General features: G+C 74.5%; 19 protein-coding genes. 6 read left to right on the top strand and 13 right to left on the bottom strand.

Translation table 11 applies throughout. The features are described 5' to 3' along the window. Nucleotides 1-29: 29 nt before the first annotated feature. The gene (locus ACZ3ZD_RS29980) at nt 30-1,232 is read left to right on the top strand and encodes a trans-sulfuration enzyme family protein (RefSeq protein ID WP_467403981.1); all 1,203 of its coding nucleotides are present in this window, start codon (nt 30-32) and stop codon (nt 1,230-1,232) included. 183 nt (nt 1,233-1,415) lie between these two features. On the opposite strand, the gene ACZ3ZD_RS29975 is transcribed toward ACZ3ZD_RS29980, so the two are convergent. The 4 genes from ACZ3ZD_RS29975 to ACZ3ZD_RS29960 all read right to left on the bottom strand — a co-directional run bounded on the left by ACZ3ZD_RS29975 (nt 1,416) and on the right by ACZ3ZD_RS29960 (nt 6,246). Further along, a complete protein-coding gene (locus ACZ3ZD_RS29975; protein ID WP_467403979.1) occupies nt 1,416-2,822 on the bottom strand; it encodes a GNAT family N-acetyltransferase in 1,407 nt (468 codons plus the stop codon). Nucleotides 2,823-2,947: 125 nt separating this feature from the next. Continuing rightward, on the bottom strand, nt 2,948-4,534 hold the full coding sequence (locus ACZ3ZD_RS29970) for an alkaline phosphatase D family protein (RefSeq protein WP_467403977.1): 1,587 nt from the start codon (nt 4,532-4,534) through the stop codon (nt 2,948-2,950). Nucleotides 4,535-4,643: 109 nt separating this feature from the next. After that, entirely contained in the window at nt 4,644-5,474 is an 831-nt protein-coding gene (locus tag ACZ3ZD_RS29965) for an alpha/beta fold hydrolase (protein ID WP_467403973.1), read from the bottom strand. 118 nt (nt 5,475-5,592) lie between these two features. Further along, nucleotides 5,593-6,246 carry an NADPH-dependent F420 reductase gene (locus ACZ3ZD_RS29960; protein ID WP_467403970.1) on the bottom strand — a complete coding sequence of 218 codons (654 nt, stop codon included), beginning with the start codon at nt 6,244-6,246 and terminating at the stop codon, nt 5,593-5,595. 121 nt (nt 6,247-6,367) lie between these two features. Here ACZ3ZD_RS29960 and ACZ3ZD_RS29955 point away from each other — a divergent pair, with 121 nt between their 5' ends. Together ACZ3ZD_RS29955 and ACZ3ZD_RS29950 are read left to right on the top strand one after the other, a co-directional pair. Beyond that, a complete protein-coding gene (locus ACZ3ZD_RS29955) occupies nt 6,368-7,252 on the top strand; it encodes an RNA polymerase sigma-70 factor (RefSeq protein ID WP_467403966.1) in 885 nt (294 codons plus the stop codon). A gap of 260 nt (nt 7,253-7,512) precedes the next feature. Beyond that, nucleotides 7,513-8,274 (top strand): GntR family transcriptional regulator, encoded by a 762-nt coding sequence (locus tag ACZ3ZD_RS29950; protein ID WP_467403962.1) that lies wholly within the window; start codon nt 7,513-7,515, stop codon nt 8,272-8,274. Between the two features lie 267 nt (nt 8,275-8,541). On the opposite strand, the gene ACZ3ZD_RS29945 is transcribed toward ACZ3ZD_RS29950, so the two are convergent. From ACZ3ZD_RS29945 to ACZ3ZD_RS29935, 3 genes are all read right to left on the bottom strand, one after another. Beyond that, nucleotides 8,542-9,696, bottom strand: a complete 1,155-nt coding sequence (locus ACZ3ZD_RS29945; RefSeq protein WP_467403959.1) for an ROK family protein — start codon at nt 9,694-9,696, stop codon at nt 8,542-8,544. A gap of 97 nt (nt 9,697-9,793) precedes the next feature. Further along, nucleotides 9,794-10,450, bottom strand: coding sequence for a response regulator transcription factor (locus ACZ3ZD_RS29940; protein ID WP_467403956.1), 657 nt, complete (start codon nt 10,448-10,450; stop codon nt 9,794-9,796). A gap of 14 nt (nt 10,451-10,464) precedes the next feature. Further along, nucleotides 10,465-11,619: a sensor histidine kinase gene (locus ACZ3ZD_RS29935; protein ID WP_467403950.1), complete on the bottom strand. Its 1,155-nt coding sequence runs from the start codon at nt 11,617-11,619 to the stop codon at nt 10,465-10,467. Nucleotides 11,620-11,726: 107 nt separating this feature from the next. On the opposite strand from ACZ3ZD_RS29935, the gene ACZ3ZD_RS29930 reads away from it, so the two are divergent. The 3 genes from ACZ3ZD_RS29930 to ACZ3ZD_RS29920 all read left to right on the top strand — a co-directional run bounded on the left by ACZ3ZD_RS29930 (nt 11,727) and on the right by ACZ3ZD_RS29920 (nt 13,568). Further along, nucleotides 11,727-12,647, top strand: a complete 921-nt coding sequence (locus ACZ3ZD_RS29930; RefSeq protein WP_467403948.1) for an ATP-binding cassette domain-containing protein — start codon at nt 11,727-11,729, stop codon at nt 12,645-12,647. A 2-nt stretch (nt 12,648-12,649) separates the two neighbouring features. Beyond that, on the top strand, nt 12,650-13,360 hold the full coding sequence (locus tag ACZ3ZD_RS29925) for an ABC transporter permease (protein ID WP_467403944.1): 711 nt from the start codon (nt 12,650-12,652) through the stop codon (nt 13,358-13,360). Between the two features lie 79 nt (nt 13,361-13,439). Continuing rightward, the gene (locus ACZ3ZD_RS29920) at nt 13,440-13,568 is read left to right on the top strand and encodes a hypothetical protein (protein WP_467403942.1); all 129 of its coding nucleotides are present in this window, start codon (nt 13,440-13,442) and stop codon (nt 13,566-13,568) included. 18 nt (nt 13,569-13,586) lie between these two features. On the opposite strand, the gene mug is transcribed toward ACZ3ZD_RS29920, so the two are convergent. The 6 genes from mug to ACZ3ZD_RS29890 all read right to left on the bottom strand — a co-directional run bounded on the left by mug (nt 13,587) and on the right by ACZ3ZD_RS29890 (nt 19,539). Then, entirely contained in the window at nt 13,587-14,093 is a 507-nt protein-coding gene (gene mug, locus ACZ3ZD_RS29915) for a G/U mismatch-specific DNA glycosylase (protein ID WP_467403939.1), read from the bottom strand. A gap of 71 nt (nt 14,094-14,164) precedes the next feature. Continuing rightward, nucleotides 14,165-15,607: an adenylosuccinate lyase gene (gene purB / locus ACZ3ZD_RS29910; protein WP_467403937.1), complete on the bottom strand. Its 1,443-nt coding sequence runs from the start codon at nt 15,605-15,607 to the stop codon at nt 14,165-14,167. A gap of 59 nt (nt 15,608-15,666) precedes the next feature. Next, on the bottom strand, nt 15,667-16,488 hold the full coding sequence (locus ACZ3ZD_RS29905) for an SGNH/GDSL hydrolase family protein (RefSeq protein WP_467403934.1): 822 nt from the start codon (nt 16,486-16,488) through the stop codon (nt 15,667-15,669). Nucleotides 16,489-16,557: 69 nt separating this feature from the next. After that, a complete protein-coding gene (locus tag ACZ3ZD_RS29900; RefSeq protein WP_467403932.1) occupies nt 16,558-17,577 on the bottom strand; it encodes a hemolysin family protein in 1,020 nt (339 codons plus the stop codon). Next, the gene (locus ACZ3ZD_RS29895; protein ID WP_467403929.1) at nt 17,574-18,935 is read right to left on the bottom strand and encodes a hemolysin family protein; all 1,362 of its coding nucleotides are present in this window, start codon (nt 18,933-18,935) and stop codon (nt 17,574-17,576) included. Before ACZ3ZD_RS29895 ends, ACZ3ZD_RS29900 begins: the two co-directional genes overlap by 4 nt. A 175-nt stretch (nt 18,936-19,110) precedes the next feature. Continuing rightward, a complete protein-coding gene (locus ACZ3ZD_RS29890; RefSeq protein WP_467403926.1) occupies nt 19,111-19,539 on the bottom strand; it encodes a GNAT family N-acetyltransferase in 429 nt (142 codons plus the stop codon). Nucleotides 19,540-19,638 lie beyond the last annotated feature (99 nt).

The raw sequence follows: 19,638 nt of genomic DNA, 5'->3' as shown, positions 1-19,638 counted from the left end.
TGAACCGTTCGATGTTCACCCTTCCGCCCATGGACACAGCGAGCACCGGTGCCTACGACGACGTACGCACCGCGACGAGAGCCCTGGCCACCGAGGCCGTGCACGCCGGCCGCGACGACCTCGCCCGCCAGGGTCTGCACGCCCCGCCGATCGACCTGTCCACCACCTACCCCTCCTACGACAGCCGCGCCGAGGCCGCCCGCATCGACGCCTTCGCCGCCGACGGCGCCGACCCGGTCGGACCGCCGGTCTACGGCCGCCTCGGCAACCCGACCGTCGCCCGCTTCGAGACCGCCCTCGCCCGCCTGGAGGGCACCGAGTCCGCGGTCGCCTTCGCCAGCGGCATGGCCGCCCTCAGCGCGGTCCTGCTCGCCCGGTCCGCCATGGGCCTGCGGCACGTCGTGGCGGTACGGCCGCTGTACGGATGCAGCGACCACCTGCTGACCGCCGGGCTGCTCGGCACGGAGGTCACCTGGACCGACCCGGCCGGCGTCACCGAGGCGCTGCGCCCCGACACGGGCCTGGTGATGGTCGAGTCCCCGGCCAACCCGACCCTCGCCGAACTCGACCTGCGGGCCCTCGCGCACGCCTGCGGCTCCGTGCCGCTGCTGGCCGACAACACCTTCGCCACACCCGTGCTCCAGCGCCCGGCCGAGCAGGGCGCCCGGCTGGTGCTGCACAGCGCGACCAAGTACCTGGGCGGACACGGCGATGTGCTGGCCGGGGTGGTCGCCTGCGACGAGGAGTTCGCGGGCCGGCTGCGTCGGATACGGTTCGCCACCGGGGGAGTCCTGCATCCGCTCGCCGGCTATCTGCTGCTGCGCGGGCTGTCCACACTGCCCGTGCGGGTGCGGGCCGCCTCCGCGAACGCCGCCGAGCTGGCCCGCCGGCTCGCCGCCGACCCGCGCGTGGCCCGGGTCCGCTACCCGCGGCTCGGCGGCGCGATGATCGCCTTCGAGGTGCACGGTGATCCGCACGAGGTGATCTCCCGGGTCCGGCTCGTCACTCCCGCGGTGAGCCTGGGCAGCGTCGACACGCTCATCCAGCACCCCGCGTCCATCAGCCACCGCATCGTGGACGCCGAGGACCGGCGGGGGGCCGGGGTGAGCGACCGGCTGCTGCGGCTGTCGGTGGGCCTGGAGGACGTGGACGACCTGTGGGCCGACCTGGACCAGGCCCTGGGCGCCGGGCGCGAACCGCGGGTGACGGCACTGCGGGAGGCGGTGCGCTGAGGGACCGGCACTGCCACCCCGACCGGCGGCGGTGCCGAGCGGTCTTCCCGGCGGTGCGGGGCGGGCGCCTTGGCCTTCGAGGCGCCCGCACCTGAGCGGTGCCCTCGGCCGTGGGGTGCCCTCGGCCGTGGGGTGCCCTCGGCCACGAGGCTTTCGGCCGTGCGGCCCCGTCGCCCGTGCCGTTCAGCCGAGGTGGGGCGGGACGGTCGTGGCGGTGACCGGGGTCGGGTCCAGCCGGGCCGTGATCACCAGCGTGCCCTCCTCGACCTGGTAGTCCAGCGGCAGGCCGAGGCCGCGCATCGCGGCCACCATGCCGGTGTTGGACGCCTTGGTCACCGCGTACACGCTCGCGCAGCCGGCCTCCGCCGCCATCGCCACCAGCCGGCCGAGCAGTTCGCCGCCGATGCCGCGCTGCTGCCACTCGTCCTCGACCAGCAGCGCGACCTCCGTCTCGTCGCCGTCCCACAGCAGGTGCCCGAGGCCGACGATCCGCCCGGAGGCGGTCCACGCGGCCAGGGTGCGGCCGTAGCGGGGGCTGAGCAGGTGGTTGAGGTAGCGGTCCGCGTCGCCGACCGGGCCGTGGTAGCGCAGGCCGAGGGTGCCCGGCGAGCACCGGTCGTGCATCGCCCGGGCCGCGGGCAGGTCCCCGGTGTCGACCCGGCGCACGGTGATGTCGGCGCCCTCGGGCAGCGTCAGCACGTCCTCGCCGTCTGGGATGCGCGGCCCGAGCCGGCTGTCCAACGCCACCAGCGCCCGCGCGCGGGCGAACTCCGTGGGGGTGAACGGCAGATACGGCCGCTCCACGGTGAGCACACCGCCCTCGGGCGCCGGCAACCGCATCACCGTGTCGTCCAGGACCCCCTCGACCGGCACCGGCTCCGGGCCGTGGCCGCCGCCGGCCGGCCGGCCGGGCAGCGACCGGATCGTGCAGCGACCCAGCAACTGACGTAGCGCCAGCGGCAGTTCGGCGGTGTCCAGGGCGGTGCGGGCGGCCAGGCCGAGCACTCGGGTGGGCACGTCGACCAGGTCGTGCGCGTCGGCCCGCTCGATCCAGGTGGCCGTGCCCCCGGCCAGCGCGACCGCCCGGGTGATCTCGGCCGCCGGGAGCGCGCCCGGCGCCCGCAGCAGGAACTCGTCCACCGTGCCGTCGGCCAGCGGGTGCGTCTGCAGGCTGAGGATGTCCACCCGGTGTTCGGCGAGCGCCGTGCACAGGGCGGCCAGCGAGCCCGGTTCGTCCTTCACGGTCGTCCGCATCCGCCACAGCGTGCCGCCGATCCCGTAGGCGGCGCTCTGCTCGGAGGGCCCGGCCGGCCGCGGCTCGACGGCCGGCCGGGCACCGGTATCGCTGACCGGCGGCGCGTGTCCGTGGCGGCGTGACCACCACACGTGGAATCCCGCCGTCGCGGCCAGCACGATCGCCGAGATCACCAGCAGGGCCGGGCCGTCGGGCCCGTGTCCGACCAGGTTCGCCACCGCGTCGGCGACGGCCACGGCCGTGAAGAGCGCGGCGAGTTCGACGATGTCGCGCCGCCAGTGGTGCACGGGGCGCCCGTGCTTGGCGCGGGTCACATCAGGCATGTCCAAAGTCATGCTGCCACTGTGGACGAAGGGTGTTGCGTGATCACGAACTGATTGTGACCGATGGGTAAAGTATGCTCCGTCCCATTTGTTGCATATTCTACGGCCGACCGCCCGGCCTCTTCACGCCGGCGCCCTCACTGGCCGACCCGCCCCGGCCGCAGCGTCCGCGTGAACAGTACCGTGCCGTCCTGCTCCCGCAGCCGTACCGTCAGTTCCCCGCTGTCCCCGTCGATGTCGACCTCGCCGAAGAACTGGTAGCCGCCCGCGGGCGAGACGTTCTGCGCGGTCGGCGCCTTCACGAACACCCGCTCCGGCCCGAAGGTGCCGTCCAGCGCGCTCGCCGGGAAGGCGCCGGCGTTCAGCGGCCCGGAGACGAACTCCCAGAACGGCTCGAAGTCGGTGAACGCGGCCCGGGAGGGGTGGTAGTGCTGCGCGGAGGTGTGGTGCACGTCCGCCGTCAGCCACAGCGTGCCGGTGATCCGCCGGTGCTTGACGAACCGCAGCAGCTCGGCGATCTGCAGCTCACGGCCGAGCGGGGCACCCGGGTCGCCCTGGGCCACGGCCTCGAAGTCCGGCTTGTTCTCCATCGGGTCCGGTACGACGAGACCGAGCGGCATGTCGGCGGCGATCACCTTCCACACCGCGCGCGACCGGGCCAGCTCCCGCTTGAGCCACTCCAGCTGCTCCCGGCCGAGGATGCCCTGCGGGTCGACGGTCTGGTCGTCCGGTGAGTTGGCGTTGCGGTAGGTGCGCATGTCCAGCACGAACACGTCCAGCAGCGGACCCTGGCGCAGCACCCGGTAGACCCGGCCCTCCTTCGCGCCCGGTCGCAGTGTGGAGACGGGGAAGTACTCCCCGAACGCCCGGCGGGCGCGCGCGGCGAGCACGTCGATGCTCTTCTCGGTGTACCGGGTGTCGCTGGAGGCGATCACCTCGCCCGGGTACCAGTTGTTGCGCACTTCGTGGTCGTCCCACTGGACGACCGAGGGCACCTGGGCGTTGAACCGCCGCAGGTTCCCGTCGAGCAGGTTGTAGCGGAAGTTGCCCCGGTACTCGGCGAGGGTCTCGGCGACCTTCGCCTTCTCCTCGGTGGTGACGTTGCGCCAGGTGCCGCCGTCGGGCAGCGCCTGGGTGGCCGTGATCGGGCCGTCGGCGTAGATGTTGTCGCCGCTGCACAGGAAGAAGTCAGGGTCCAGCTTCGCCATGGCGTCGTAGATGCGGTAGCCGCCGCGGTCGGGATTGATGCCCCAGCCCTGGCCGGCCAGGTCGCCCGACCACAGGAACCGCACACCGTCCCGGCGGCGCCGGGAGACGGTACGGAAGGTGCCGGCCACGGGCTCGCCGGTGCGGCGCGGGTCGTCGGGGTCGGCGAGCAGCACCCGGTAGTGGATCTGCTCCCCGGAGGGCAGGCCGTGCAGCCGGGTGGTGCCGGTGAAGTCGGTGCCGGCGCCCAGCAGCGGGCCGTGCCACCGGCGCGGGTCGCGGAACGACTCTGTGGCCGCGGTCTCCACGATCATCCGGGCCGGCCGGTCGGCGCGCACCCACACCAGGCCGGAGTCGGCGGTCACGTCACCGGTCTGCACGCCCCAGCCCGCCTCGGGGCGTCCGGAGCGGGCGAACGCCGGGGCCGCGCCGAGGCCCACGGGCAGGGTCAGGGCCGCCGACGCGGCGAGGGAGCCGCGCAGAACGCTGCGGCGACCGGGGAGCGGACGGTGGGACATGGCTGCGCCTCCAGGGACGGGATCCGGCCGGTGTGCTCAGCCACTCCTACCGGGGTGCCGCGGCGCGCACCCGAACCGGAGGTGAACTCCGGCGGGCGGCCGGCGGTGCTCAGCGGCTGCCGTCCAGGATGACCCGCGCGACCAGCGCCGGGTCGTCGTTCATCGGGCAGTGGCCGCAGCCGGGCAGCCGCACCAGCCGGGCGTGCGGTATGAGCCGCTTGGCCCGGACGCCCTGGCGGCGCAGGAGGATCCGGTCCCGGGTGCCCCAGGCCACCGTGACCGGCAGGCCCGCCAGCTCGTCGGTGAACCGTACGGCGGAGCCCGCCCGCAGGGTCGCGTCGAAGCCGGTGGCGTGGACCAGGGCGAGCGTCTCGGCGACCACCGCCTCCGGCGAACGGCGACCGGGGCGGGCGTAGATGGTGCTGGTCAGCGCGGTGCGGCCGGCCGCCGTGCGGGCCAGCCGCTGCACCAGGGGCAGCGGCATCCGCTGGGCGATGCCCCGCATGGTGAGCAGCAGCGTGAACGCGTACCGCCGCTCGGCCTCGCTCCAGAAACCGGCCGGGGACAGGGCGGTGACGGACCGTACGAGCTTCTCCCGGCCCAGCTCCAGTGCGAACAGTCCGCCCAGCGAGTTGCCGGCGACGTGCGGGCGGTCCAGCTCCAGTGCCTCGAACAGGGCGCCCAGCACGGAGTTCGCGGTGGGCAGGTCGTAGGTCAGGCCGTCCGGCAGGGAGGGGGACGCGCCGAAGCCGGGCAGGTCGACGGCGATCACCTCGCGCTCGGTGGCCAGGATGTCCACGACCGGGTCCCAGGCCTGCCGGTGGTGGCCGATGCCGTGCAGCAGGACCAGCGGTTCGCCGCGGCCCACGCGCGCGTAGGACACGGTCACCTCGCCCGGGCCGTGCGCGGTGGGGACCTCGAAGGAGACGGTGGCGGACATGGGTGCTCCTCGTCTGAGCTGCTGACGGACGCCGTAGACAGCTTGTCAGCAATTGCTACCGACCGGTAGCCCCCGGATGCCGAGCACCCCGTCCGCCTTGCGCGTCCCGCCCGCCCCCTCAACGCGCCCGGCGCACCTCGATGTTGAAGTCGGCGTGCCCGAAGCCGCGGAACAGGGTCAGCCACAGCGGCAGGTACATCTCCATCGCGCGTGCCGACCGGATGCCGCCCAGGTCCAGCACCCGCCCGGCCGGCCAGCCGAACTCCACGAGCAGGCCGGCCACCCGCTCCTTGGCCCGGGCGTCCGCCCCGCACACGAACACGTGGTGCTCGCCCGGCACCCGCCCCGGATCCACCATCACCCGGCAGTTGACGGTGTTCAGCGTCTTCACCACGCGCGTGTGCGGGTACGCCCGCTGGATCTGCTCGGCCACGCTGTCCGAATCCACCGGATCAAGCCGCGGCTGCCCGTCCTCGAACGCCAGCGGGTTGGAGACGTCCACCAGCACCTTGCCGTCCAGGTGCTCGGCGCCCGCCGCCCGCAGCGCATCCAGCGCCACCCGGCCGCCCACCGCGTTGACGACCACCTCGCCCGCCGCGGCCGCGTCCGCGAACGTCCCCGCGTGCGCCCGCCCGGCGGCGGCCGTCGCCCACTCCGCCGCCACCGGGTTGTCGCGGGTGCGGGAACCGAGGGTCACCTCGTGCCCCAGCTCCAGCAGCCGGCCGGCCAGGGTGCGGCCCACCTCGCCCGTGCCCAGCACCGCGTACCGCATCGCCCACCTCACGGTCACCGGCCGCCGCCGCCCGGCGGTCCGCCGTCATTGTGATCCGGACCGCTCGCGGAGCCGGGCATTCCGGGTGGACAGCGGCAGGCGTGTCGGCTGGGATGGACCCGTGACCGCCGACCTCGCCACCGACGTCTTCGAAGAACACCGGCCCCTGCTCACGGGGGTCGCGTACCGCATGCTCGGCCGGATCGCCGACGCCGAGGACGTGGTCCAGGAGGCCTGGCTGCGCTGGTACCAGGCCGACCGCACCGAGGTCCGCGAACCGCGCGCCTACCTGGTCCGCGTCACCACCCGGCTGGCCATCGACCGGCTGCGCCAGGTGCAGGCCCGCGGCGAGGCGTACGTCGGCCAGTGGCTGCCGGAGCCCTACCTCACCGAATTCGCCGACACCGCGCCGGACTCCGCCGACCGTGCCGTGCTCGCCGACACGGTCTCCCTCGCCGTCCTGGTCGTCCTGGAGTCGCTCTCCCCGCTGGAGCGCGCCGTGTTCGTGCTCCGCGAGGCCTTCGGCTACCCCTACGCCGAGATCGCCGCGCTGCTCGACCGGGCCGAACCGGCGGTACGGCAACTCGCCGGCCGGGCCCGCCGGCACGTGGCCGAAAAGCGCCCCCGGTACGAGGTCGACCCGGCCCGACGCCGCGATCTGACCGAGCGTTTCCTCGCCGCCGCGGCCGGGGGCGACCTGGCGGGCCTGCTGTCCCTGCTCGACCCGGACGTCCGGCTCATCGGCGACAGCGGCGGCAAGGCCAAGGCTCCGCTGCGCGTCCTGCACACCGCCGACAAGGTCGGCCGCTTCCTCGTCGGCGCCGCGCGCACCACACCGGCGGACCTGTCCCTCCGCCCCGTGGAGGCCAACGGCGGCCCCGCACTGCTGATCCTGTCCGGCGGCAAGCCCGACAGCCTGGTCCAGGTGGACATCGCCGACGGCCGGATCACCTCCGTCTACATCGTCCGCAACCCGGACAAGCTCCGGCACCTCGCCGCCCACTGACCCGACCGCCCCGCCCGAAGCCCCCGTCGTACGGCGGGGGCTTCGCCGTGCGACGGGGGCTTTGCCGCGATGTCACACACCGCGCCGCACACGAACGCCTCGTGAACGCTCCGCCGCGGCCCGCCGTTCCGCCGCGCACCGGACCGAGGATTGGTCTTGACCAAGGGTGACGGCCGCCCTATCGTCGCAGAGAAGTGCAACAACCTTTAATAAACAAGGGCGCCAAAAACCGCCGGACGACGGCACTCGCGGAGGACAGGGTGGGGACCACGCAGCTGGAACCGGTGCCGGAACCGAAGTACTGGCATCTCAAGACCGTGCTCACCGAGGCACTCGACACCGAGTTCTCGGTCGGCGAGATCCTGCCGAACGAACGTGACCTCGCCGCCCGCTTCGGCGTGGCCCGGGCCACGCTCCGCCAGGCCCTCGAACAGCTGGAGCTGGAAGGCCGGCTCCAGCGCCGCCGCGGTGTCGGTACGACCGTCGCGCCCCCGCGCGTGGGCGTGGCCGTCGGTACCGAGCAGCACGCCTGGCCCGGCGCCGCCGGAGACGCCTGGCAGCCCGCCGACAGTGAGCTGGCGACACCGCCGGCCGTCGTCGCCGCCGCCCTGGAGACCGGCGCGGACGAGCCCGTCCACACCGTCCGCCGCACCCGCATGTCGCACGGCCAGCAGGTCGCCACCGAACTGCTCTACATCCCGGCGGCCTCGGTGCCCGGCCTCACCGCGATCGACGCCCCCTCCGGCGCGGCACGCGCGCGTGCGGTGCTGCGCGAGCTCCAGCACCTGCCGCTGGAGGGCGAGGAGCGCGCCGTCGAGCTGGGCTCCGCCCGCGCGGACGACGCCCGGGAACTCGACCGCCTCCCCGGCTCGCCCGTCCTGGTCGTCACCACCCGCTTCCTCGTCCAGGGCCGCACCGCCGCACTGTCGGTGGCGACCTACCGCGCCGACACCTGCCGGCTCACCTTCGGCGAATCGGCGGGCGTGGAGATACACCATGACCCGGAGCAGCGGGCTTCCTGAGCCGTGAGGCGGCCCGCACACCGGGCTCTTCCCGGCTGCGGACCGGGCCGGCCCCGCCACGGGCGCGGGGCCGCACCCGATGTGCGGCTCCGCCGCGCGGGCACGAGCGGTCACCAGGCTCTACGACGACCCGCGCCCCCTCCGCATGCGGCTCAGTGCCCCGTCCGCGTGCGGCTCGGCGGCCTCTCCGCGTCCGGCTCAGTGTCCCGTCCGTGTCCGGCTCAGCGCCGCGTCCGCGTCCGGCTCAGCGCCGCGTCCGCGTGCGGCTCAGCGCCGCGTCCCCGTGCCCTCCACGGCGAACAACTGCTCCTCTACCCGGTCCAGGGCCAGGCGCAGCGCCCCCGTGGCGACGGCCGCCTCGCCCAGCAGGGACAACGTCACCCGGGGCGGCCGCAGGCAGTAGCGGGCCAGCTCCCGCCGCAACGGCTCCAGGACGCCGTCCAGACCCGCCGCCCAGCCCCCGATCACGACCAGCTCCGGATCGAGCGCCAGCACCAGCGCGGCGACATCGTGCACGAGCCGCTGGAGGAACCGCTCCACGGCTGCACGGGCCCGCTGGTCGCCCTTCCGGGCCAGCGTGAACACCTCGGCGACCGCCTGCTCGTCCAGCGGGTGCAGCGGCTCGTCGGTGGTGGACAGCAGCGCCTCCGGCGTCGCCTCCCGGCCCAGCAGGTGCAGCGCGCCGATCTCCCCGGCCGCGCCGCCGTAGCCCCGGTGCAGCCGCCCGCCGATCAGTGCGCCGGCCCCGGGGCTCAGCCCGGCCAGGACGAACACCACGTCGTCCGTCTCGGTCGCCGCGCCCTTCCAGTGCTCGGCGACGGCCGCCGCGTTGGCGTCGTTCTCCACCAGCACCGGACAGCGGAAGGAACGGCTCAACCGCTCCCCGAGTCGCAGCCCCGTCCACTGCGGCAGCGCCGTGCTCAGCCGTACCGTTCCGTCCGCGTCCACGATGCCCGGCGTGCCCACGCCCACCGCCCGCAGCGAGCTGCGCGCCACCCCGGCCCGGCGCAGCAGCTCGGCGACCGCGCCGCGCAGCCGGTCGAGCCGCTCGTCCGCCGGGGCCGACTCGTCGACCTCCCTGGCCTGTGCGCCCAGCACCCGCCCGTCCAGGTCGGACAGGAGCGCGGCGACCCGGTGCGGCCCGACCTCCAGGCCCAGCAGATGCCCCGCCTCGGCCCGGAACCGGAACCGCCGGGCGGGCCGCCCCTGGCGGCGGACGCCGCCGTCGTCGGCCACCGCCTCCACCACCAGCCCACCCTCGATGAGCCCCTCCACGACACCCTCGACGGTCGGCCGGGACAGTCCGGTGACGCCGGTGATCTCGGTGAGCGTCGCGCAGTCCGTGGCACGCAGCGCGTGCAGCACCACCGCGGAATTGATCCTTCGCAGCAGCGAGGGATCGCCACCGGTCAGCTGCCCCACCGTCCGTCCTCCCAGCTCGCGGGCGTGTTGGCCGGATCGTACTCGGCCCGGCGCACCCCGGCGAGTGCCGGGCCGCGCCCGCGGCCCGACCCCCGGCTCAGCCCGGCTCCACGAACCCCGACTCGTAGGCCGCGATCACCGCCTGGGTGCGGTCCCGCGCGCCGAGCTTGGCCAGCACGGCGCTCACATGCGACTTCACCGTCTCCGCGCCCACCACCAGCCCGGCGGCGATCTCGGCGTTCGACAGCCCCCGCGCCATGAGCCGCAGCACCTCCGCCTCCCGCTCGGTCAGCCGCGCCCGCTCCAGCACGGCCCGCGCCGGGCGGTCCCCGTCGCCGTACCGGGCGGCGAGCCGCCGGACCGACGCCGGGAACAGCAGCGACTCGCCCTCCGCGACCAGCCGCACCGCGTGCACGATCTCGGCCGGACGGGCCCGCTTCAGCAGGAACCCGTCGGCGCCCGCGCGCAGCGCCTCGTACACGTACTCGTCGTCCTCGAACGTCGTCACGACCAGGATCTTCGGCGGCTCCGGCACCGTGCGCAGCACCGCGCGCGTGGCCTCGATGCCGTCCATCAGGGGCATCCGCACGTCCATCGCGACCACGTCGGGCCGCAGTCGCCGTACCAGCGGGATGACCGCCGCGCCGTCGGCCGCCTCGCCCACCACCTCGATGTCGGGCTGCGCCGCCAGCACGGCCCGCATACCCGCGCGGACCAGGGGTTCGTCGTCGACGAGGAGTACGGTGACCGGCATCCGGCCAGCGTAGATCAGCCGGCGGGCAGCACCGCGCGCACCTGCCAGTCGCCCTCGTCCGGGCCGGTCCGCGCGCTGCCGCCGAGCAGCGCGGCCCGCTCCCGTATGCCCCGCAGGCCGCTGCCCCGCCCGGGGCCGGCTATCGCCCCCGGCAGCGGATTGCGGACCTCCAGGGTGAGCGTCCCGCCGGTGACCGCGACGCGGACCCGGACCGGGACGGCCCCCGCGTGCCGCAGCACATTGGTGAGCGCCTCCTGCAGGATCCGGTAGCCCTCGCGGGACACCGGGCCCGGCACGGCCTCGACCGCGCCCGTCACCTCGGCGTCGACCTTGGCGCCGGAGGCCCGCGCCGACTCCAGCAGCCGGCCGGCGTCGGCCAGAGTGGGCCGCGCGCTCACCGGCCGCTCGGCCTCCCGCAGCACGCCCAGCACCCGCTCCAGGTCCGCCAGCGCGGCCCGGCCGGTCTCCTCGACGGCGGCCAGCGCCCGGTCGGTGAACTCCGGGTCGCCGGCCGCGCGCGCGGCACCGGCCTGCACCACCGCCACCGTCAGGGCGTGCCCGATCGAGTCGTGCAACTCCCGCGCGATCCGGGTGCGTTCCAGCAGTTGCTCGGTGCGCTCCTCCAGCGCGGCCAGCCGCTCGGCCGCCGACGGCCCGAGGAGCCGGCGCGCGGCGGCGGTGAGCAGCGCGCCGAGGCCGACGACCACCCCGTACAGGGCGAGCAGCGGCAGCGGTGCCAGCAGCGCCCACGCGGGGTGCGGCGGCAGCCGGTCCAGCAGCGGTGTACCGGCCGGCGCCGCGTCCCACGCGCTCCGGGCCAGCTCGAAGCAGCTGACGGGCAGCCACACCGACGCGAACACGGCCGCGGCGCCGAGCACCATGCGCAGCTCCAGCCACAGCACCGTGCGCAGCCGGTCCCGCCAGGTCGCCGCCGGCGCCTCGGAGATGCCCGGGTCCGGCTCGCCGGGCGTGAGCAGCAGCCGCGCCTGCACGCCCTCGCCCCGCCGCACCGCGGGCACCAGTCCGAGCGGGACGAGCAGCAGCGCGGGCACCCACGGGGTCGACGGGTCGACGAAGAGCCAGACGCTGACCACCAGCATCGGCACCCACAGATGCAGCAGGCGCGTGTACGTCGTCCCGCTCAGCAGCGGGCGCAGGAAGCGGGCCATGACCTCATCGTCGCAGGCGGCACCGACAACGGGCCTCCCCCGCACGGGGGAGACGGTCTCCACCGGCGGGGGAGGAGCCGACTCCGTCTCCCGGCCAGGCTGTTGCCATGACCAGCATCGACGTACGAGACCTCACCAAGGAGTACGCCGGCCGGCGGGCCGTGGACCGGCTCACCTTCCGGGTGCACCCCGGCCGGGTCACCGGCTTCCTCGGCCCCAACGGCGCCGGCAAGTCCACCACCTTCCGCCTCGTCCTCGGCCTCGACCGGCCCACCGCCGGAACCGCCACCGTCGGCGGCCACGCCTACGGCGAACTCCGCGCACCGCTGCGCCGGGTGGGCGCCCTGCTCGACGCGCGCGCCGCCCACGGCTCCCGCACCGCCCGCGACCACCTGCTCGCCCTCGCCACGAGCAACCGGATCCCGGCCCGCCGGGTCGACACCGTCCTGGAGGAGACCGGCCTCGCCGCCGTGTCCCGGCGCCGGGTACGGACGTACTCCCTCGGCATGCGCCAGCGGCTCGGCATCGCCGCGGCCCTGCTCGGCGACCCCGAGGTCGTCCTGCTCGACGAACCCGCCAACGGCCTCGACCCCGAAGGCATCGTGTGGATCCGCACCCTGCTGCGCCGGCTCGCCGCCGAGGGCCGCACGGTCCTGGTCTCCAGCCATCTGATGGGCGAGACCGCCGCCTTCGCCGACCACCTGCTGATCCTCGGCCGGGGCCGCCTGCTCGCCGACACACCGGTGCGAGACTTCATCCACGCGCGTGTACGGCCCCACGTCCGCGTCCGCACCAGCGATCCCGCCGCCCTCGGCGACCTCCTCGCCCGGCACGGTCACGACGCCTCCCGGGACGAGGACGGCACCTGGACCGTGCGGCACGCGCGCGTGGACGACCTCGGCCGGCTGATGTCCGAGGCGGGCGTCCCCGTCCTGGAACTCGCCGCCGGTGAGGCCACCCTGGAGGAGGCCTACCTCGATCTGACCGCGGCCGAGGCCGAGTTCACCGCACCCCGCCAGGAGGCCTGACCATGCCCTTCGCACCCGTGCTCCACGCCGAGTGGATCAAGATCCGTACCCTGCGTTCCCTGCTGGGCGCCCTCGCCGCGATCCTCCTCTGCACCGTCGCGTTCTCGGCGCTCGCCGCGGCCGACGCCGACGACCGCGACCCGCTGTTCTCGGTGTTCTTCGGCATCGGCTTCGGCCAGGTCGCCGCGATCGCGTTCGGTACGACGGCCGTCTCGTCGGAGTTCCGGGGCGGCGCGCTGCGGCTGACGCTCGCCGCGGTGCCCGACCGGGGACGCTGGTTCGCGGCGAAGGCGACGGCGATCGCCCTGCCGGCGCTGGCCGTCGGGCTGCTCACCGGCTTCGTCACGCTCCTGGTGGGCCGGTCGGTCCTCGCAGCGTCCGCGCCCGGCTGGGCCGAGGGGGTGCGCGGCGCGGTCGGCTGCGGTGTGCACCTGACGCTGATGGCCCTGTTCGCCGCGGGCCTCGCCACGGTCCTGCGCAGCGGCGTGGCGACCCTCTCCCTGCTGATCCCGTTCCTGCTGGTCGTCTCCTTCGTCGTCGGCGACCTGTCGGGCGGCGTCGCCGACTTCCTGCCCGACCGGGCCGGCCAGGTCGCCCTGCACAGCACCTGGGACGGCGCCCTCGGCCCCTGGACCGGCCTCGCGGTGACCGCGCTGTGGACGGCGGCGGCCCTGCTGGCGGGCGCGTGGAGCCTGTGCCGCAGGGACGCCTGACGCCGGGCAGGGCGGCCTGACGGACCGCCAGTTGTCAGTGGTGCCCGCTCTAGTGGACGGCATGGACACCGATCGTGCAGTGCCTGGCCCTCATCGGCTGTGGCGACTCCCGCGCACGGACCGCCGGCTCGCCCCCGGCGGCTTCCGGTGGGACGAGCACCTGCCGTTCCGGCTGCTCGGCGTGGTGACGCGGACGGACCCGCCCTGACCCGCGCCGCCGCGGACGTCATCCGGGCAGGTGACCGTCCAGGCCCGCGGCCTCCCGCAGCCGGGCGTACTCCTGCGCCATCGTCGCCGCGGTCCAGTGGGCGTTCAGGCCGCTGGGGTTGGGCAGGACCCAGACCCGGGTGCCGCCGATCGTGCGCTGCTGGGGGCCGACCCGGGCGGTGCGGTCGGCGAAGGCGGCCCGGTAGGCGGTCACACCGACCACGGCCAGCCATCCCGGCCTCAGCCGCGCCACCTTGGCGGTCAGCAGCCGGCCGCCCTCGGCGTACTCCTCGGCGCTCAGTTCGTCCGCCCGCGCGGTGGGCCGGGCGACCACGTTGGTGATGCCGAGGCCGTAGGACAGCAGCTCCTGCTGCTCGGCCGGCCGCAGCAGCCGGGGGGTGAAGCCGGACAGGTGCAGCACCGGCCAGAACCGGTTGCCGGGGCGGGCGAAGTGGTGGCCGGTCGCGGCGGTCATCAGGCCGGGGTTGATGCCGCAGAACAGCACGTGGAGACCGTCCGCGACCACGTCCGGGACGAGGCGGTCGCGGGCGGCCTCCAGGTCCGCCCGGCTGGGGCGGGGAGAGCGCGGTGCGCGGCTCAGAGGATCGCTCCGGGGGTGTAGCCGGCGGCCTCCGGGTGCTGCTTGACGATCTCCTCGATCCGGGCGAGGACCACACCGACCTGGTCGGCGGCGGCACCGGTGAAGGACAGCTTGTCGGCCATCAGCGCGCCCAGCCGCGCCCGGTCCAGCGGCAGCCGCTCGTCGGCGGCGAGCTTGTCGAGCAGGTCGTTGCGCTCGGCGCCCTGCTCCCGCATCGCGAGCGCGGTCGCCACGGCGTTCTCCTTGATCGCCTCGTGCGCGACCTCGCGGCCGACCCCGGCCCGCACGGCGCCCATGAGCACCTTGGTGGTGGCGAGGAAGGGCAGGTAGCGGTCCAGCTCGCGGGCGACGACGGCCGGGAAGGCGCCGAACTCGTCGAGGACCGTCAGGAAGGTCTCCAGCAGGCCGTCCAGCGCGAAGAAGGCGTCCGGCAGGGCCACCCGGCGCACCACCGAGCAGGACACGTCGCCCTCGTTCCACTGGTCGCCCGCCAGCTCGCCCGTCATCGAGGCGTAGCCGCGCAGGATCACCATCAGGCCGTTGACGCGCTCGCAGGAGCGGGTGTTCATCTTGTGCGGCATCGCCGAGGAGCCGACCTGGCCCGGCTTGAAGCCCTCGGTGACCAGCTCGTGCCCGGCCATCAGCCGGATGGTCTTGGCCAGCGAGGAGGGCGCCGCCGCGAGCTGCACCAGGGCGGTGACGACCTCGTAGTCCAGCGAGCGCGGGTAGACCTGGCCGACGGAGGTGAAGGCCTGCGAGAAGCCCAGGTGCCGGGCGATCCGGTTCTCCAGCTCGGCCAGCCTGCCCGCGTCTCCGCCCAGCAGGTCGAGCATGTCCTGCGCGGTGCCGACCGGGCCCTTGATGCCGCGCAGCGGGTAACGGCCGAGCAGCTCCTCGACGCGGCCGTGGGCCACCAGCAGCTCGTCGGCGGCCGTCGCGAACCGCTTGCCGAGGGTGGTGGCCTGCGCGGCCACGTTGTGCGAGCGGCCGGCCATGACCAGCTCGGCGTACTCGCCCGCGAGCCTGCCGAGACGGGCCAGCACGGCCACCGTACGGTCCCGCATCAGCTCCAGCGAGAGGCGGATCTGCAGCTGCTCGACGTTCTCCGTGAGGTCACGGGAGGTCATGCCCTTGTGCACGTGCTCGTGCCCGGCGAGGTCGTTGAACTCCTCGATCCGCGCCTTCACGTCGTGCCGGGTGACCTTCTCGCGCTCGGCGATCGAGGCCAGGTCGACGGTGTCGAGGACCCGCTCGTAGTCGGCGATCGCCTCGTCCGGCACGTCGATGCCGAGGTCCTTCTGGGCCCGCAGCACGGCGAGCCAGAGCTGCCGCTCCAGCTTCACCTTCTGGTCGGGCGACCAGAGCGTGGCGAGCTGGGCGGAGGCGTAGCGTCCGGCGAGGACGTTCGGGATGCGGGGCTTGGCGGGCGCAGAAGTCACGTGTCCAGAGTCTACTGGCGGTTCGTGCAGGCCAACGCCATGGGTGGGTTCGGCGGAAGCTACGAGAGCCGCGTCACGCCGTCCAGCCCGGGCCGCGCCGGGTCCTCGTACGGCAGGAGGTCCGGGCGCTTCGCCGGGCGGCCGTCGCCCGAGGAGCGGCCGGTCAGGCGCCGGCCTATCCAGGGGAGCAGGTGCTGTCGGGCGAACCGCGCGTCGGCGACCCGCCGCGCCAGCCAGCCCGGGGGGAGCGTCGCGGGCATCGGCAGGTGCCAGTCGGTGTCCTCCGGGTCGTACCCGAGCGTCTGCCACACCGCCTCGGCGACCCGGCGGTGCCCCTCGGCGGTCAGGTGCAGCCGGTCCACGTCCCACAGCCGCGGGTCGGCCAGCGCGGGCGCCCCGTACAGGTCGACCACGACCGCGCCGTGCCGGGCGGCCAGCTCGTCCACGCAGGCGAACAGCTCCTCCATACGCGGCCGGAACCGCTCCAGCACCGGGCCCTGCCGGCCGGGACTGCGCATCAGCACCAGCTGCTTGCAGGAGGGCGCCAGCCGTTCCACGGCCTCGGTGAGCAGTCCCCGGACCCGGCCCATGTCGCACTTGGGGCGCAGGGTGTCGTTGAGACCGCCGACCAGGGTGACGACGTCGGCGTTCATGGCCGCCGCGACCTCCACCTGCTCGTCGACGATCTGCCCGATCAGCTTCCCCCGCACGGCGAGGTTGGCATACCGGAAGCCGGGTGTACGGGCGGCCATCCGAGCGGCGAGCACATCGGCCCAGCCCCGGTAGGAGCCGTCGGGCAGCAGGTCCGACATGCCCTCGGTGAAGGAGTCGCCGACCGCGACCAGGCTGGTGTGGGCGGGAGGTGTGGGATTCGTCTGCATGGCGACAGCGATGGTATCCCGGGGCCGATACCAGCCGGTCGGTCAGCCCCGGGAGACGCGTCACCGCTCTCAGCTCGGGGCCGGCTGGCCGAAGAGCTGGCGCAGCACGTCCTCCATCGTCACCAGGCCCGCCAGCCGGCCGTCGTCGCCGAGAACGGCGGCCAGGTGGGTGCGGCTGCCGCGCATCGCGGTGAGGACGTCGTCCAGCGGGGTGCCCTCGCGGACCCGCGCGATGGGGCGCATGTCCCGCAGCCGGAACGCCATGTCCCGCGGTGAGGCGTCCAGCGCGTCCTTGACGTGCAGGTAGCCCACGATCCGGCGGCCGGTGTCGACCACCGGGAACCGGGAGAAGCCCGACTCGGCCGACAACCGCTCCAGCTGCTCGGGAGTGACGCCCACGCGCGCGTAGACGACACGTTGCAGCGGTACGACCACGTCCCGCACCGGCCGGCTGCCCAGCTCCAGGGCGTCGTGCAGCCGTTCCTGCGCCCGGTCGTCGATCAGGCCCGCCTCGCTGGCGTCCTTGACGATCTCGGCCAGCTCGGTGTCCGTGAAGGTCGCCGCGACCTCGTCCTTCGCCTCCACCCGCAGCAGCTTCAGCAGCCCGTTCGCGAACGCGTTCACCGTGAAGATCACCGGCCGCAGCGCCCGGGAGAGCGCGACCAGCGGCGGGCCGAGCAGCAGCGCGCTGCGCACCGGTTCGGCCAGCGCGATGTTCTTCGGGACCATCTCGCCGAGCAGCATGTGCAGATAGGTGGCGAGGCCCAGCGCGATCACGAAGGACACGGCGTGTCCGGCGCCCACGGGCACGCCCAGCGTGTGGAACACCGGCTCCAGCAGGTGCGCGATCGCCGGCTCGGCGACCACGCCCAGCACCAGCGTGCACAGCGTGATGCCGAGCTGGGCGGCGGCCAGCAGCGCGGACACGTGCTCAAGACCCCACAGCACGCTCCTCGCGCGCCGGTCGCCCTCCTGGGCCAGCGGCTCCACCTGCGAGCGGCGCACGGAGATCAGCGCGAACTCGGCGCCCACGAAGAAGGCGTTGACGACAAGGGTCGCCAGTCCGATCAGCAGCTGTACGGCGGTCATCGCGTGCCCTCCCGAGTCCCGCGGGCCGGCTCGGTGCCCTGGGTGCGCTCGTCGTCCAGCGGCGCGTGCAGCAGCACCCGCGCGGCCCGGCGGCCCGCGGCGTCGACCACGTCCAGCCGCCAGCCGGCGACCTCGACGCTGTCGCCCACGGCGGGTATCCGGCCCAGCTCGGTGGCGACCAGGCCGGCCAGTGTCTCGTACGGCCCCTCGGGCACGCGCAGCCCCACGCGCGCGAGCTGGTCGGTGCGGGCGGCGCCATCCGCCTCGTACAGGGCCCGGCCCCGCTCGTCCGCGCCGGCCGGGGCGAGGTCGGGTGTCTCGTGCGGGTCGTGCTCGTCCCGCACTTCGCCGACGACCTCCTCCACGATGTCCTCCAGGGTGGCCACGCCGGCCGTACCGCCGTACTCGTCGATGACGACGGCCATGGTGCGCCGGCCGCCGAGCCGGTCCAGCAGCCGGTCGACGCTGAGGGACTCGGGCACCAGCAGCGGCTCGCGCATGATCTGCGCGACCGTGCGGTGGCGCCGCTGGTCCGCGGCGACGGCCAGCACGTCCTTGATGTGGGCGGTGCCGACGACGGAGTCCAGGCTGCCCCGGTAGACCGGGAACCGGCTCAGCCCGGTCGCCCGGGTCGCGTTGGCCACGTCCTCGCAGGTCGCCTGCGTGTCCAGGGCGATGACCTGGACGCGCGGGGTCATCACGTTCTCGGCCGTGAGGTCGGCCAGGTTCAGCGTCCGCACGAACAGTTCGGCGGTGTCCGGCTCCAGGGCGCCCTCCTTGGCGGAGTGCCGGGCGAGCGCGGCCAGTTCCTGCGGCCCGCGCGCGGAGGCCAGCTCCTCGGCGGGCTCGATGCCGAGCCGGCGGACGAAACGGTTGGCGGTGCTGTTCAGATGGGCGATGAAGGGCCGGAAGACGGCGCTGAACCAGCGTTGCGCGCTGCCCACCCGCCGGGCCACGGTCAGCGGCGATGAGATCGCCCAGTTCTTCGGCACCAGCTCGCCGACGACCATCAGGAACACCGTCGACAGGGCCGTGCCCAGCACCAGCGCGACGGAACTCGCGGTGGTCCGCGACAGCCCCAGCGCGGTGAAGGGGCCGGCGAGCAGCTTGGCGATCGACGGCTCGGCGAGCATGCCGACCACCAGGTTGGTGACGGTGATGCCGAGCTGGGCGCCGGACAGCTGGAAGGTCAGGTTCCGTACCGCTTTCAGGGCGCCCGCGGCGCCGCGCTCGCCACGCGCGGCGGCCCGCTCCAGCTCACCGCGTTCCACCGTGGTCAGCGAGAACTCGGCCGCCACGAAGGCGCCGCAGGCCAGCGACAGCAGGATCGCCACCAGGAGGAGGAGCACTTCGGTCATCGGGTCACCCCCGTCCCATGATCGGACAGGGTGGGACGGATCGCGCGGTGCCGCGGACTGGGAGGCTCGCCCATGGGCGGACGCTCACAACCTTTCATAGAGGGCCGAGTGCTCCCTCCAGGGTAAAGGATGGGCAAAGAAGTCCGCGAGGGGGTTCGCCGCCGGCGTAGCGCCCTCAGTCGGTGAGCGGCTTCACCCAGCGCCGCCACCGCTCCTCCGGCCCGTAACCGGCGGCCCGCCAGGCGTGCTGCCCGGGGGTCTCGTTGCGCACCAGCACCATCGCGTCCGCGCGCCGCCCGCCGAGCCGCGCGAAGCGCTCCTCCGCGGCGGCCAGCAGCGCCGAGCCGATGCCCCGGCGCCGTCGCTCCGGGTGAACCGCGAGCCGGTACAGATGGCACCGCCAGCCGTCGAAACCGGCGATCACCGTGCCCACCAGTGCACCGTCCAGCTCGGCCAGCAGGAGCGCCTCGTCGTCCCGGTCGACCAGCCGCTCCACGCCGGCGCGGTCGTCGCTGATGCTCGTCCCCTCGGCGGCCGTCTTCCAGAAGGCGAGGACGGCGTCGAGATCGTCGGGCCCGGCGGCACGTACGCGCAGATCAGTCATGTCGCCATGGTGATCGCCGGGTCCCCGGTACCGCCCGGGATTCCATCCTGCGGACTCCTCCCGCAGGGACGAGGATCACGTCGTAGCCCGGTTCCCCGG

The sequence above is a fragment of the Streptomyces sp. NPDC023481 genome (genome assembly GCF_055560195.1).
Note: the sequence above shows the minus strand (reverse complement) of the source record. Positions and strands in the feature narration are given on the sequence as shown.

Bases quoted from the DNA above. Each gene is read 5' to 3' on its own strand.
- ACZ3ZD_RS29980 (WP_467403981.1), top strand. From the start codon at position 30: ATGGACACAGCGAGCACCGGTGCCTACGACGACGTACGCACCGCGACG.
- ACZ3ZD_RS29905 (WP_467403934.1), bottom strand. From the start codon at position 16,488: ATGCAGACGAATCCCACACCTCCCGCCCACACCAGCCTGGTCGCGGTC.
- ACZ3ZD_RS29895 (WP_467403929.1), bottom strand. From the start codon at position 18,935: ATGACCGAAGTGCTCCTCCTCCTGGTGGCGATCCTGCTGTCGCTGGCC.
- ACZ3ZD_RS29940 (WP_467403956.1), bottom strand. From the start codon at position 10,450: ATGCCGGTCACCGTACTCCTCGTCGACGACGAACCCCTGGTCCGCGCG.
- ACZ3ZD_RS29925 (WP_467403944.1), top strand. From the start codon at position 12,650: ATGCCCTTCGCACCCGTGCTCCACGCCGAGTGGATCAAGATCCGTACC.
- ACZ3ZD_RS29965 (WP_467403973.1), bottom strand. From the start codon at position 5,474: ATGTCCGCCACCGTCTCCTTCGAGGTCCCCACCGCGCACGGCCCGGGC.
- ACZ3ZD_RS29890 (WP_467403926.1), bottom strand. From the start codon at position 19,539: ATGACTGATCTGCGCGTACGTGCCGCCGGGCCCGACGATCTCGACGCC.
- ACZ3ZD_RS29970 (WP_467403977.1), bottom strand. From the start codon at position 4,534: ATGTCCCACCGTCCGCTCCCCGGTCGCCGCAGCGTTCTGCGCGGCTCC.
- ACZ3ZD_RS29960 (WP_467403970.1), bottom strand. From the start codon at position 6,246: ATGCGGTACGCGGTGCTGGGCACGGGCGAGGTGGGCCGCACCCTGGCC.
- ACZ3ZD_RS29975 (WP_467403979.1), bottom strand. From the start codon at position 2,822: ATGACTTTGGACATGCCTGATGTGACCCGCGCCAAGCACGGGCGCCCC.
- ACZ3ZD_RS29930 (WP_467403948.1), top strand. From the start codon at position 11,727: ATGACCAGCATCGACGTACGAGACCTCACCAAGGAGTACGCCGGCCGG.
- ACZ3ZD_RS29900 (WP_467403932.1), bottom strand. From the start codon at position 17,577: ATGACCGCCGTACAGCTGCTGATCGGACTGGCGACCCTTGTCGTCAAC.
- ACZ3ZD_RS29935 (WP_467403950.1), bottom strand. From the start codon at position 11,619: ATGGCCCGCTTCCTGCGCCCGCTGCTGAGCGGGACGACGTACACGCGC.